The sequence below is a fragment of the Shewanella sp. P1-14-1 genome (genome assembly GCF_001401775.1).
GTDB classification, from domain to species: domain Bacteria; phylum Pseudomonadota; class Gammaproteobacteria; order Enterobacterales; family Shewanellaceae; genus Shewanella; species Shewanella japonica.
On the sequence record NZ_LKTL01000015.1, the window covers coordinates 52,608 to 68,071 of the forward strand.

Sequence of the window (15,464 nt, forward strand, 5' to 3'; positions counted from 1 at the left end):
CCTATTGATAACAGCTAAGTTGCACAACTGAGCTCAATGCGGCCTCATTTGCAATGGAAATATGTCCATTTTCATTTGGCTCAACTAAAACATGCGGCACATTGTGTTTATCTAAAAATCTAGCCGCATATTTGGCTTCTAAAGCAAAATTCACATTCTGAGGTAATACTCCAGATTCTATCAATTTAGCTGAATTAAGTGTGCTCACTGTTATTCCTAATAACTCGCCACCATCAGATACTACAGGGCCGCCACTTGAACCTGGCTGGATAGGCGCCGAAAACTGAAACAGTCCAACCGACCCTTTTAATGCACTTCGAGAGCTAATGTTGCCACGCGTTAAATTTGGCGACGCAGCAAGTAAACCTTGAAGAGGATAGCCCACGTTGGTAACCGACTCACCTAAATACATATTTTTATCTTGTCTAAAAGGTAAAAACTTATCGATTGGTTTATCAGTATTTATCACCGCCAAATCTAATAACGTCGATTTAGCTTCTGGCGTTACATCAATGAATTCATCTCCCACTTTAGCTTGAACCACTAAACAATTATTAAGAACATGAGCAGCAGTTAATAGCTGACCATTTCCATTTATGTAAAAGCCTGTGCCACTACTGAAAGGCTTCTCAAGATTTACCAATTGTTTGACATTGGCATCTTGCATTTTCAATGTTGAAGCGTATTTTTCTTGTGTTGGTTTTAGCTTGTTCAGTACATCAACCAGCATCAGCTGAGTGGCACGTAAACTAGCATTGTAAAAACCTGTACCATCTGACACATTTCCTAGGGAAGCCTTGTATTCTTTTTCACCCTTACGGATTTCCTTTTGCTCGCCATCAAACACACGATAGTTAATCGTCATTAAGGCTTTTCCATTGCTGAAAGTCCATTTAGGATCAATATCAATTAACAACCCAATTTGCTGATCACTGGTTAGATCTAGCGGTTCAGCACTAGGGAAATAAGCTTGAATAGCATTTTGAACACCATCTTTTACTCCTTGGCCAGGATCTACCCAAACATTCCACTGCTCTAGATAAAAACGATGTTCAGTCGCGGATTTAGGTAGGTAAAAAGCCACCTGTGTTTGATTTGGAATCTCGACAGATTTGTTAACCGCGACGCCTTTAGGTAATTTGTTAGCTTTGATTTTGGTGCTCTGACAGCCCGCAGCTACGACACAAACCGTCAGTAGCATTAGGAGAGAAGATAACTTCATGTTGTTCCCTTAACATTAATAATAAGAGTCTGCGCTCTTTTAAAGCGTTCACCGTAAATTTAGCTGTTACTGAACCAGTTAAAGCTAAAAAACACTTTCTAACGCTTGCTTTATAAGGCTCATTCATTTGTTAATAAAATAAAATCACCCAAATCATTAACTTAAATTTATCATCTGACACAAAAATTTTACAGATAAATTTACTCTATCCAGCTATACAAGACATTAAGAAGATAAAAAATAGCCTATCCATGCTATTAATCAGCTTAATGCCGTGTTTCTGATAAATCCCATTGGTCTCATTAAAAAGCATTTGCAAAAGCTAGTTTTATTTAGTCTGCGAAAGACGCCCACACCTTAATTCACTTTCATAGGTGTTTTACTGTTTATTCCCAAACTCCGTTTGGGTTAACGTAGTGGCGCTTCGCCCACACCAGACTAAAAAGGAGTGAACTGCGATTCGCTCGATTCATTTCTTTAAGTGGTTTACCGTTAATTCCAAACTTCGTTTGAATTAACACCGTGGTTTTTCCTTTTCCAAGCTCCGCTTGGATTAACGTCGTGGCGCTTCGCCCACACCAGACTAAAAAGGAGTGAACTGCGACTCCCTCTTACTTTTTGCTAAGAGCTATACCCCGCAGCTCCGGCGAAATTTAAACAGCAAAATTTCCAATGGAGAATTATCCAGCTTTAGCCTACATTTTGAGCCTACTTCGGTAAGCTGCAACTTTGGTTAAATGAAGCTCTAACACTTACGATGGGGCGTCCCTTCCCCTCGAAAGCTAGCCAGAATCTTAAGTACAGGATGTTCTAAATGCCTTAAAGCACATGGATGTGCGAGAAAGGCCTTCGCCAGACTCACGCAATTTTCTTGCTTGCCTCAATTCAATTGCAGCTTTCATAGAAAATAAAAAATCAGTTTAAAGCTATACAGAATGGGTTATGTAACAACAAAAGAGTTTGCGGGCACAATAGACTCCGTTGGAAGTGTCCGAATGCGTTGAGCTAATTTGCGTGATGGAGGCAGGTCATTCTCGTGCATCCATGCACTTCATTACATTCAGGCATCCTGCCTATCGATGCCGACATAGCCTCAGTTGAACATGGTCACTCCTTGGCATCCCTGCCATCGTGACATCAGTAAATCCATTTACAAGCGATGGCGAATCTGAGGCGATAGCTAATTCGCTCTATAGCATGAGGAACAACACTTCGCGGGAGCGGCAAGGCTCTTATGAAAATCAGCGAAAAGGGAAATGCTGTTGTTTCCCTTTCGTCGGGCGTGGGCGAAGCGTCACGACTTTATTTCTTATTTCCATACTTACAAATTTCCAAACTTTGTTTGGATTAACATCGTGGGTTTTCCACCCACACCCGACCAAAAGGGAGTGAACGGCAACTCCCTCTTGGAACACCCACCCGCTCCAACGAAATAATCTGAAAAGCGATTATTTCCAATGGAGTATTTTATAGCGTTAACCATCATTTGTAGCCTGCTTCAGCAAGCTGCGAAAATCACTAACGCTTCCGATGGGGCGTCCCTTCCCCTCGAAAGCTAGCTGGCCATCCATGGCCAGACTCACGCAATTTTTTTGCTTACCTCAATTCAAATTGAACATTCAAATAAGAGCAAGAGAAGCAAAGTGTAATTTATATAATTGCTTTAATTATCCATGCATCAATTAATAACTAACATACCTGCGGGCACAATAGACTCCGTTGGAAGTGTCCGAATGCGTTGAGCTAATTTGCGTGATGGAGGAAGGACGCCGACATAGCCTCAGTTGAGCCAGGGATGGCGAATCTGAGGCGATAGCAAATTCGCTCTGTAGCATGAGGAATAACACTTCGTCGGAGCGGCAAGGGATATCGAAAAGGGAAATGCTGTTGTTTCCCTTTCGTCTGGTGTGGGCGAAGCACCACGACTTTAACTTTAACACTCTAAAGCAATCCAGTGTATATTTTAAATAGAAAAATAAATTAAATTACAGTAAGTTAAATAGATACTGTATATAAGTTATGAAATCAAAGAACCTATGTTCAGTAGCTAAATTTTAAAAAATAATAGCTCAAATCTACGCTCTGGTAAGGAGGCTAGGCTACATATGAATAAAGGTAAACTTATTTGGCATGTCGCCTGTGATGAGTCTGGAATTGATGGTCAAGTATATTATGGCTTTGGCTCTCTATGGATGAAATATCAAAGACGTGGAGACTTTACTAGGATTATTAGGGAATTAAGAGAAAAGCATGGTTACCATAACGAGATAAAATGGCAAAAGGCTCATAAAAAACAATATGCTGAATTCTATGCTGAATTAATTGATACTTTCTTTAAAAACTCATGGCTAGCATTTCACTGCATAGTTATTAGAAAGGGAATGGTTGATAAAGAGTTTCACGATGGTGACTATGACCTAGCTATGCGTAAACACTTCACAAAACTGATATCTACTAAAATCATCGCCGTTAAAAAAGCGCACCCTAATCGAGAGTGCGAATTTAGAGTAGAAGTTGATCCACTACCATCTAGATATAAAAAAGCAGATGAAGCTTTCCATAAAATTGCGAACAGCATGTTAAAAAAAGAATTCGGTGGCTCTGCATTAATCAAAACCGTAGTAACTAAAGACTCTAAAGAATCGGAACACATTCAAATTGCTGACTTCTTGCTAGGTGCTGTGATGAGCGCTTTTCAAGGTAAAGCATCGTCTCCAGCAAAATTAGCTGTAGCAACCAATATTGCTTTGTATTTAGGTTGGAAAGATTTAAAACATGATACTTGGGGTACAGAAAGAAAATTTAATATTTGGTACTTCTTTGACCCAAGGGCTGGTGAAAGGGAAGTAACAACTGAGAACGTTAAACTAAAATACCCTTTACCCAAGCGTGTGAAATAAACTAGTTTATTCACTACTCTATCCACAAAAAAACCAGCCTTGCGGCTGGTTTTTAGTTTCTTGATCTAAAGCAAATTAAGCCAACGGCTTAATCAACAATTACCCTTGTGGGCGCATTGCTGGGAATAAAATCACGTCACGGATGGTGTGAGTGTTAGTAAACAACATCACTAAACGATCGATACCAATACCTTGACCAGCAGTTGGCGGTAAACCGTGCTCTAGTGCTGTGATGTAATCAGCATCGTAAAACATTGCTTCGTCATCACCAGCATCTTTAGCATCAACTTGCGCTTTAAAGCGGTTGTCTTGATCTTCTGCATCGTTAAGCTCAGAGAAACCATTCGCGACTTCACGGCCGCCGATGAAGAACTCGAAACGGTCGGTGATGAAGTGGTTTTCGTCATTGCGACGTGCAAGTGGTGAAATGTCAGCTGGGTAACCCGTAATGAACGTAGGTTGCATTAACTGTGGCTCTGCCGTTTCACCGAAGATTTCTTCAAGTAGTTGACCACAAGTCCAGAATTTCTCGATGCTCATACCAATGCTTTTCGCAAGGTTACGCATAAACTCAACGTCTTTAACTTCTTCATAAGTCATAGACTGAATCGTTTCGTTGTCTGGGTTGTACTTCTTAATCGCATCTAACATGCTCATACGTGCGTATGGCCCGCCAAAATCAACGGTGTGCTCGCCGTATGGCAGTTGTGGTGAACCACAAAGCTCAGTTGCGATTGAACTTAGCATTTCTTCTGTTAAGTCCATTAGGTCGTTGTAATCAGCATACGCCATATAGAATTCCATCATAGTGAATTCTGGGTTATGACGTGGCGATAAACCTTCGTTACGGAAGTTACGGTTAACTTCAAACACACGCTCAAAACCACCTACAACAAGACGTTTTAGGTAAAGTTCTGGCGCAATACGTAAGTACATTTCGATGTCTAACGCATTGTGATGTGTAATAAATGGACGAGCTGAAGCGCCACCTGGGATGCTATGCATCATTGGGGTTTCAACTTCCATGAACTCTTTTTTCACCATGAAGTTACGAATAGCAGTAACGACTTTAGAGCGCATGATGAAGGCTTCACGTGAGTCTTCGTTAACGATTAGATCAACGTAGCGCTGACGGTAGCGCGTTTCTTGATCTGATAGACCGTGGAATTTTTCTGGTAGTGGACGCAATGCTTTTGTTAGCAATTGGTACTCTTCCATGTTGACGTATAAATCGCCTTTACCTGAAAGGTGAAGTTGGCCGGTTACGCCGACGATGTCACCAATGTCTAAACCTTGGTAAGTCGCTTTTAAATCTTTTTGAACATCTTTACCTGCATAAGCTTGAATGCGGCCAGATACATCTTGAATAACCAAGAATGGACCACGTTTAGCCATAACACGACCCGCAATAGAACGTTGAACGCCCATTTCTTCTAGCTCAGGCTTAGTGTAGTGGCCGTATTCTTTTTGAATATCAGCAGCCTTGTGTTTTCGATCGAAGTTGTTCGGGTGACCATTAGCAGGGCAGTTTTCGCGGATGTGATCTAGTTTCGCGCGACGTTCTGCAATTAACTTGTTTTCGTCTTGAGTTTGTTCAGTCATCTTCTTCTCTCGTTAAAGGCCAGATTTCAGGCTAGCTTCAATAAACTTGTCCAAGTCGCCATCTAAGACGCTTTGGGTATTTCGGTTTTCAACACCAGTACGTAAATCTTTAATACGGGCGTCATCAAGCACGTACGAACGGATTTGACTGCCCCAACCAATATCGGATTTGGCGTCTTCCGCGGCTTGCTTATCAGCATTTTGTTTGAGCATTTCTAACTCATACAGTTTTGCTTTTAACTGTTTCATTGCAGCGTCGCGGTTCTTATGTTGCGAACGGTCATTTTGACACTGCACGACCGTGTTGGTCGGTAAATGGGTAATACGAATTGCAGATTCTGTCTTGTTAACGTGCTGTCCACCCGCACCGGATGCGCGGTAGGTATCGACACGTAAATCTGCTGGATTGATATCAATCTCAATCGAGTCATCAATTTCTGGGTAAACGAATACCGAACAGAAAGAAGTATGACGCTTACCAGACGAATCAAACGGTGACTTACGCACTAAACGGTGAACACCGGTTTCTGTACGTAGTGAACCAAAAGCATACTCGCCAGTAAACTTGATGGTTGCGCCTTTAATACCGGCAACATCACCGTCGGTGACTTCCATTAATTCTGGTTTGTAATCGTGGGCTTCACCCCAACGCAAGTACATACGCAACACCATGTTTGCCCAATCTTGCGCTTCGGTGCCGCCTGAACCTGATTGAATATCTAAATAGCAATCTGATGCATCATGTGGGCCTGAGAACATACGACGGAACTCAAGTTCCTCTAGACGTTTCTCAAGATCTTCTAGCTCAGAACTCGCATCGTTAAAGGTTTCTTCGTCGTCTTCTTCAACGGCAAGTTCAACCAGTCCTTCAATATCTTCAAGGCCACTGTCCATATCATCAATGGTTTTGACCACTGCCTCTAAAGATGAACGCTCTTTACCCAGTGCTTGGGCATTATCAGGATCGTTCCATACTTCGGCACTTTCTAACTCTCGGGTAACTTCTTCTAAACGCTCTTGCTTAGCAGCGTAGTCAAAGATACCCCCGAAGAAGTTCGGTGCGGTCAGCGAGTTCCTTGATCTTGAATTTAACTGGATTTACTTCAAACATGATGATTTCTACTTTATGGAAATTTAGATTGCTGCAAACCGAGTATTCTAACCTATCGCTAGCGCTAAACCTAGGTCGTTTTAATGACTTTTTGTCACTTTAGTTGGCCATGATTACAATCAAGTAAGTTGAATAAGTTTGATGAACACATTAACTGACCATTTATGAATTAATTAGACATAAAAAAGAGCCAAGCAACAAACGTTGCAATGGCTCTTTTATCTCAGTAAATACAATGAAATTAACTCACTGTTGGGCTTTATAATTCAATAATGGATTTACACCTTAAATTGACTCACCAATGTCGATAAGTAATCGCCAGAGCTTGCAACAGAAGTACTGACCTCAGCCGCTTGCTGGCTAGATGACAGCAGCTCATTAACGATTTCTTGCACCGAGGTAATATTGCGATTAATTTCCTCTGTTACTGAGCTTTGCTCTGTCGCAGCTGTCGCAATCTGGGTACTCATGTCATTAATGCTGGTCACAGACGATGTCACCGCACCTAAACTTTCTGAAATCGCTTTGGATGAATCCACTGAGCGCACACCACTTTTTTGGCTTTGCTCCATTGCATCAACGGCTTGCCCCACTAACTTATGTAGTTCAGATAGCATTTCATTAATCTCGACAGTGCTGGCCTGAGTACGACTTGCCAAGCTACGTACCTCATCAGCAACCACTGCAAAACCACGACCTTGCTCTCCAGCCCTTGCAGCTTCAATAGCCGCGTTCAATGCCAATAAGTTGGTTTGCTCCGCAATACCGCCAATCACAGATAATACTGAATTAATCTTTTTAGACTGCTCACTAAGTGAAGAAATATTATCAGCGGCGCTGTCGATTTGATTCATTAATTGCGACACTTCATTTAATGAAATATCCACACACTCTTGAGCCTTTAACACATAGTCTGAAGCATCATCGGTTGCTTCGGCCACACTATTGGTATTTTGCGCAACATCATTAGCTGTCGCCGACATTTCAGTAATCGCGGTAACGATTTGATCAACTTCGCTGTTGTGGCTATATAGCTGATTTGAAATGGTTACCGTTTGATCGTTTATGGTTTTTGCTGCGCCTTTAACCTCATCAGTTGCGCCTGAAACCTCGGTAATGATCGCCTGCAATTTTTCAACAAACAGGTTAAAAGCAAGGCCAAGTTGTGCAATCTCATCTTTACCGCTCACCGTTAACCGCTTAGTTAAGTCACCTTCACCTTTTGCAATGTCGTTTAAAGACTCTGCCATGTTCTGGATTGGTGATACCATTTTGTGTGAGGCGAATACGACAATCATGCCTGTGACTAACGCTAATATGATGGCAAGAAGTAGAAACATCCCTACTTGTTCGTTCATCTTTTCTTGTGTGTACTGACGATATTCAGTGATGGATGCTTCAATATCATCAATGTATGCACCAGTACCCAGCATCCAGTTAGAGTTAGGGATCATCACTGCATAACCAAGCTTTTCAACTAACTCGTTACTTCCTGGTTTACGATAAAAGTAAGTAAAACTGCCCTTACCTGATTTAGCCGCATCTAATAACCCCACAACAATTTTGGTGCCATTAGGGTCTGCCATATCAATTTTATTTTGCCCTTCCAACGAATCGTTAACGCCATGAAAAATACTCAAACCGCTATCGTCATAAATGTAGAAGTAGCCAGCACTGCCAAATCTCAGTGTACGAAGTGCCGCTTTAAAGTTTCCGTTATCACCTAGGCTACGCTGATATTCATAAACTGCTGTGGCAATTTCTAACTGCTCTTTCATTTGATTATTGCGTTCTGCTATCAATTCAGAGCGAAAATGTTGAATGTCTTCTTCTAGTGCGCTCTTCTCAGTAAAATAATAAATGCTCAGCATCACTGCTAAAATGAAAGTAAGGGGAATTAATGCTAAACCTAATAATTTATTACGCAGGGACAAGTTTGACATCATGTTGTAACTCTCTCTCGATTCTTGTTATGGCATAATTATAGTTACAAAAAAGCATTCATTCTGATACATATGTAACTTTTTAGTAAACAACTCGTGAGCTAGATCAAATAAAGCTTAATTAGCACCATACACATGCACATTCATCTGAATAGTAACTACTTTCCATTAAAAGGCTGATTAATTGGTTAGTTAGCGTCAGGCACCATTAAGCCGCCTTGTTCCCACCTGAGATCAAGATCAAACAAACCCTTTTTTTGCGAAGCACAAGCAAGCCTTTCAGCTTAAATATTAGCAAGCGCACATAAATACAGCATGATGTGAGCAACACAACAAAACCTAGCCCCATATTCCTCAGTTAATGTAGATCTAATAAAAATCGGTATATTTTGTAGAACTAATAAAAGGCATGTAAAGCCAACAAAGAATCAAACAAGGCCTACAAGATGATTACACTCAAAATAGACGGCAAATCATTGTCGGTTAATAGTGGAAGGAATCTTCTCCAAGCTGCACAGGAAGCAGGCATCCTTATTCCGAGTTTGTGTGACTCAACCTCGCCACAGTCAGCGCACAAACAAGACTGCAATTTGTGTGTAGTCGATATCAATAATAATGACGGTAGTTGCCGCAAAGCTAAGGCTTGTAAGACCCAAGTTACCGACAATATGCACGTCACCACCCAGAGCGCAGAATTAAGTGAACTTCGCCGTGATGCATTAACCCATATTTTGTCTGATCATTTTGCTGACTGTGAAGCGCCCTGCCAGCAAGCTTGCCCAGCAGGTGTGGATATTCAAAGTTACTTATTTCATATCGCCCAAGGTAATCACACTGAAGCGGTAAAAATAATTAAACAAACCTTACCACTGCCGTTATCTATTGGCCGAGTTTGCCCAGCATTTTGTGAGGCTGAGTGCCGCCGTGGTTTAGTTGATGAGCCCGTAGCGATTCGCCAATTAAAGCGCCACGCGGCAGATTTAGATTTAGCTGATGAGCACAGTTACCAAATTGAACGTCAACCAGATACCGGTAAGAAAGTCGCCATCATTGGCAGTGGCCCTGCTGGATTAAGCGCAGGGTATTTTTTAGCAAATCAAGGCCATGAAGTCCGCATTATTGAATCAATGCCGCAAGCTGGCGGTTGGCTGCGTTACGGTATTCCTGAATACCGCTTACCTAAAGCAATCCTTGATAAAGAAATCGCCTTATTAACCGCTAATGGGTTAACGATTTCAACCAATACCCGACTGGGTGAAGATGTTCATTTAAAGCAATTAACTGATGATTATGATGCAGTTTGTTTAGCCATCGGCGCACAAAAAGCCGTGCCAATGAATTATCCAGGCAGCGACTTAACAGGCTGTTACTTAGGCGTTGATTACCTACGTGATTACTGCACAGATAAAAGCTATAACATCGGTAAAAAAGTCGCTGTCATTGGTGGTGGTAATACGGCCATTGACTGTGCTCGCACCGCAGTTCGCGCTGGCCATGATGTCACTATTATCTATCGCCGTACTCGTGATGCCATGCCAGCTGAGCCTTATGAAATCCACGAGGCGGAAGTTGAAGGAGTTAAGTTTCACTTTCTGACTAATCCCATTGAAAACATTAGCGATGAAAATGGTCAAGTCACAGCAATTAATTTAGCTAAAATGGCATTAGGTGAACCAGACTCATCAGGCAGGCGTTCACCTAAAGCAACTGGCGAAACCTTTATCGAAGCCTTTGATACTGTGATTGCCGCCGTATCACAAACCCCAGATATGAGCTTTTTAGAACACCCTGACAGTTACTTAACCAGTGGTGAAATTGCCTTGAGTCGCTGGAATACCTTTATAGGCTGCGAGCACACCATGTCTGCAGGGGTTGATAAATTGTTTGTGATTGGTGATTCTCGCACAGGTCCTGCCACCGCTGTTGCTGCGATTGGTGATGGCCGCAAGGCAGCTGTAGCAATCGATAAACTACTCAATCAAGGTTTGAGCTGTGAGCTAACGCCACAACAGTTTAATGCCACTAAAGCCCCAAAAACAGCGTCACTAAGTACAGGACTTGGTGCAGACCTTTACCCGAGTACCAAGCCTGAGGCTCGTTATAAAATGGCTGAACTCACAGCCATTGAACGCCAACTTAACTTTAATGAAGTGGAACAAGGTTTTGAACATAGTGAGGCGATGAAAGAAGCGGCTCGCTGTTTAGAGTGTGCTTGTCAGGCTAACACTAATTGTAAACTGCGAGACTACGCCACTGAATATCATGTGGATGCTAAAGCGTTCGATACCACACAAATGCAGCAGTTTGCCGTCGATAAGACCAGCCCGTTTATTCAGTTTGATGCCAACCGCTGCATCAGTTGTGGCAAGTGTGTCGATATTTGTGGTCAGCAAAGTGGCCATAATGCGATTAGCTTTGAAAAAGACAGCTTTCAAGCGCTGCCCACTGATGTCATCGCTGAAACAGAGCGCACTCGTCAAGCCCCTCGAGTGGGCTTTAAAGCAACGATGGCAGACAGTGATTGCGTTCAATGTGGTAACTGCGTGCAAGTTTGCCCAACGGGTGCATTGGTTGATGCACGTGATAAGCGTCAAGGCAGTAATGAACAACTTAACACCACATCAACCATATGTACTTACTGTGGTGTGGGCTGTCGAATTAACGTCAGCGTATCACCATCCACTGGTAGAATATGCCATGTAGAAGGCAGCAATGATTCCGACGTAAACGAAGGTATGTTGTGCGTTAAAGGTCGTTTTGGTTATGACTTTATTCAAAGTGAGCAACGTCTTACCACGCCGCTTATTCGTAAAAATGGCGAACTAATTCCTTGCGGCTGGGATGAAGCCATAGACACAATCGCACAAAAGCTTTCCGCAATTAAAGCCCAAAAAGGCGGTGATGCGATTGCCACCTTAGCTTCTGCTAAAGCCACCAACGAAGATAACTATTTGCTGCAAAAGTTCGTTCGTAGTGTGCTCGGTACCAACAATATTGATCACTGCGCCCGCCTATGTCATGCCAGTACCGTATCAGCGCTGCAGCAAAGTTTAGGTAGCGGCGCGATGACAGGCGATATTCCGGGAATTAAAGATTCGGATTTGATCTTTATTTTAGGCTCAGATACTTGCAATGCTCACCCAATCATTGCATCTAAGATCAAACAAGCAATCCGTCATCACGGTGCACGCTTGATGGTCGCCGATCCTAAACACGTATCTATTGCAGACGAAGCCGAACTCTATGTGGCGCAAAAACCTGGAACCGATGTTGCCTTAATCAATGCCATTATGGCCGAAATCATCCGCAATGATTGGCATGATAAAGATTATATTGCCAAGCATACCGATGGCTTTGACGCAGTTATCGGTGCGGTAATGCAACCTAAATACTCATTAGAAAATGCCGCTAAAGTCTGTGGTATTCATGCAGAAAAAATTGCCCAGATGGCAAGATTGATCGGCACTGCTAAAAAGACTGCGATTTACTATGCAATGGGCATTACGCAACATACTTCTGGCCATGACAATGTCACAGCCATTTCCAATCTGCAAATACTATGCGGTAACTTAGGTCAATCTGGCGCGGGGATTAACCCACTTCGTGGCCAAAGTAATGTGCAAGGTGCTTGCGATATGGGCGCGCTGCCTCAATATTACACTGGCTATCAAAAGGTCGATAATCCAGATGTACAAGCGAAATTTGAGCAGTATTGGGATACTTCTTTATCGCCAAATGTAGGACTCACAGCGACAGAGGTGATGCATGCAATCACTGAAAATAAAGTCGATGCGCTTTACGTGATGGGTGAAAACCCTGTACTTAGCGATCCCGATCAAGCTCATGTGTTAGCTGCACTAGAGAAAATACCGCTTCTTGTTGTGCAAGATATCTTTTTGACAGAAACAGCTAAAATGGCCGATATCGTGTTACCAGCTGCATCGTTTGCTGAAAAGCTCGGCCACTTCACCAATACAGAACGCCGTGTGCAGCGGTTGCAACCCGTGCTCCCACCACCCGGTCTTGCTAAGCAAGACTGGAAAATAGTTCACGCTATTGCCAACAAAATGGGGGCTAATTGGGATTATGCTAATGAGCAAGCCATTACTAATGAGATAAACCTAGTGACGCCGCAATATCAAGGCATCACTTGGGACAGGCTCAACAATGATGCACAAGGCAAACCTAGCAAAGGTATTCAATGGCCATGTGTCAATGAGCAAGACTCGGGCACCGCGGTATTACATCAACATGGACCAATAAAAGGCAAAGGCTTATTTACTGCGGTTGAACATCGAAGTCCTGCGGAGCCAGTTGATGATGAATACCCATTAGTGTTATCTACAGGTCGCTTGTTGGAACAATTCCATACGGGCACTTTGAGCCGAAAAACCCAAGGTTTGGATAAACTGGGCTCACCAAGAGTCATGATATCGGTGTTTGATGCAGAACAATTGGGCGTTAAAAATGGTGATACCTTGAAACTGTCAACTCGCCGAGGTGAAATTGAAATCAACGCCTTTGTAACCAAACGAGCTCAATCTGGCGTGTTATTTTTGCCGTTCCATTTTGCAGAATCTGCGGCAAATAAACTCACCATCAATGCCATTGACCCCGTGGCAAAAATCCCTGAGTTCAAGGTGTGCGCGGTAAAAGCGGAGCGTGTTTCCAAACCTGTACTCAGCCAGAAAGTGAGCAGCAATCAAGCTGAACCCGCATTAGCTTAACCCTCGATATCACTTCAGATAAACAAAAAAGGCAGCGTAATCGCTGCCTTTTGTATGCTTAACGGTTTAATTTACCAGACTGATTAAAGCACCTGTCGCGGCAAAGCCCATTACCAATAATACGATGTTAGGCTTGGCAATTTTAAGCACCGCAAAACCGATTAACACAAGTGCCATATCAATCGGTTCAATAACCGCTGAAGTAAACACGGGACTATACAATGCAGCGAGTAACAGTCCGACTACCGAAGCGTTAACGCCAGCAATCGCACCTGATATAGCTGGGCGTTCACTGATAGCATGCCAGCTTTTTAATCCCACCAGCATTAATAAAAAGCCCGGAATAAAAATCGCAAGCGTTGCGACAATCGCCCCTAAAATCGGTTGCTCCAGCCACAAATCAGCCCCTAAAAATGTGGCAAGGGTAAACATTGGACCAGGTACAGCTTGCGCTAACGCATAACCCGTTAAGAATCGATCTGAATCTACCAACTCACCAACATTAGCTTCAAGCAGCGGCAGTACCACATGACCGCCACCAAAAACTAAACTACCCACTTGATAGAACTGAGCAAAAACTTGACCTAATGTGCCGGTTTGATTAATCAAATAAAAACTACTGAGCAAACCTAGAATAAATACCGCAAGCCAGCCATAACTCAAGGTTATTGGCGTATTTTCTGGGGTAATATTTTCCCCTTTTGTCAGTACGACAAAGCCAACAATTGCAGCAAGTAACAAAACAACTATTTGGGTCAGTAAAGATGGAAACAACATTATACTTGCTGCGGTTGCAACCATTAATACCCGTGCGGTTTTACGTTGACAAAATTGACCAAACATCGCCAATGTGGCATCAGCAACGACGACAACAGCGAGTAACTTTAATCCATGTATAGCGCCCGATACCGCGGTGGTTTCAAGCCAGTGAGCACTGGTCACTGCTAATAAGAACAGCAAGAAAAATGAAGGCAAGGTAAAACCAACAAACGCAGCAATTGCGCCCATTAAACCGCCACGGTGATACCCAATGGCAAAGCCAACTTGACTAGAGCCAGGGCCAGGCATGAATTGGCTTAATGCAACCAAACTGCCATAACGTTTATCATCAAGCCAGTTTAGTTCGTTCACAAAGGTTTGTCTGAAATAACCAATGTGCGCTGCTGGCCCACCAAAACTAATAAAGCCTAATGCCAAAAAGCGAGTAAAAATTTGCCACATAATCAAACGACTTCCAATTCCATTTATAAAAGGATTGTACTTAAATCGATTGCACTCAAATCGATTGACTCAACCAATAGTGCTCACATCAATAGTGCTCAACCCAATGTTGAAATTGATGGGTATGTTAACTTTTGAGTATATGACAGTTTAATTTAACTTTTATGACAAGCTGTGAAATTAGTTTATCCCTGTAAATGCGTTAAAGCCTTTTCACTCAAGCGCTTTAATTCACGTAACTCTTCACTATCACCGCCGACCTTACAACGCATTAATTCTGGTATTTTTTTGGCCTTCTGCTGCAAAGCTTTGCCGTCCCCAGTAAGGTGCAACACTCTAACTCGCTCATCATCTTTATTACGATCACGGATAACCAACCCCTTGGTTTCAAGTCGTTTTAATAGCGGGGTTAATGTGCCTGAATCTAAATGTAGCTTTTCGCCTAGAATTTTTACGCTAATGCCAGACTCTTTCCAAAGTACCATCATCACAAGGTATTGCGGGTAGGTCAGTGAAAGTTCATCAAGTAGCGGTCTATAAGCACGAATTAACGCATTGGTGGCACTATACATTGCAAAACAGACTTGGTTTTCTAGTGCTAATGGATCTAGGGTTTCGGTTGCAGGTACTTTACTCATGGCAAATGCTCCATGTTTTTTGGCAATATAACACTATGATTAACTATAATTTGGCCCATCTTACCACACTTTAATTGCGCACAAGTTAATCGCTTCATAG

The 15,464-nt window shown here is 42.6% G+C and carries 8 protein-coding genes; 2 read left to right on the forward strand and 6 right to left on the reverse strand.

Features of this window, described 5'->3' with window-relative positions:
• Position 1: 1 nt before the first annotated feature.
• Positions 2–1,222, reverse strand: a complete 1,221-nt coding sequence (locus AN944_RS12220; RefSeq protein ID WP_055024907.1) for a serine protease — start codon at positions 1,220–1,222, stop codon at positions 2–4.
• 2,105 nt (positions 1,223–3,327) lie between these two features.
• Between AN944_RS12220 and AN944_RS12225 the strand changes: the two genes are divergently transcribed.
• Entirely contained in the window at positions 3,328–4,122 is a 795-nt protein-coding gene (locus AN944_RS12225; RefSeq protein WP_055024908.1) for a DUF3800 domain-containing protein, read from the forward strand.
• Between the two features lie 99 nt (positions 4,123–4,221).
• Here AN944_RS12225 and lysS read toward each other — a convergent pair whose 3' ends face one another.
• The 3 genes from lysS to AN944_RS12240 form a co-directional block, all read right to left on the reverse strand.
• On the reverse strand, positions 4,222–5,724 hold the full coding sequence (gene lysS / locus AN944_RS12230; protein WP_055024909.1) for a lysine--tRNA ligase: 1,503 nt from the start codon (positions 5,722–5,724) through the stop codon (positions 4,222–4,224).
• 12 nt (positions 5,725–5,736) lie between these two features.
• Positions 5,737–6,835 (reverse strand): peptide chain release factor 2 gene (gene prfB / locus AN944_RS12235; protein WP_162491212.1). Its coding sequence is split into 2 segments (ribosomal slippage): positions 5,737–6,759 and positions 6,761–6,835, totalling 1,098 coding nucleotides; the frame shifts between segments, so codons are not numbered across the junction.
• Between the two features lie 278 nt (positions 6,836–7,113).
• Positions 7,114–8,778 (reverse strand): methyl-accepting chemotaxis protein, encoded by a 1,665-nt coding sequence (locus AN944_RS12240; protein WP_055024968.1) that lies wholly within the window; start codon positions 8,776–8,778, stop codon positions 7,114–7,116.
• A gap of 446 nt (positions 8,779–9,224) precedes the next feature.
• On the opposite strand from AN944_RS12240, the gene fdhF reads away from it, so the two are divergent.
• Positions 9,225–13,505, forward strand: a complete 4,281-nt coding sequence (gene fdhF, locus AN944_RS12245) for a formate dehydrogenase subunit alpha (RefSeq protein WP_055024910.1) — start codon at positions 9,225–9,227, stop codon at positions 13,503–13,505.
• 66 nt (positions 13,506–13,571) lie between these two features.
• Here the strand turns inward: fdhF and chrA are convergent, their stop codons facing one another.
• Positions 13,572–14,726: a chromate efflux transporter gene (gene chrA / locus AN944_RS12250; protein ID WP_055024911.1), complete on the reverse strand. Its 1,155-nt coding sequence runs from the start codon at positions 14,724–14,726 to the stop codon at positions 13,572–13,574.
• A 185-nt stretch (positions 14,727–14,911) separates the two neighbouring features.
• Positions 14,912–15,364 (reverse strand): MarR family winged helix-turn-helix transcriptional regulator, encoded by a 453-nt coding sequence (locus tag AN944_RS12255; protein ID WP_055024912.1) that lies wholly within the window; start codon positions 15,362–15,364, stop codon positions 14,912–14,914.
• Positions 15,365–15,464 lie beyond the last annotated feature (100 nt).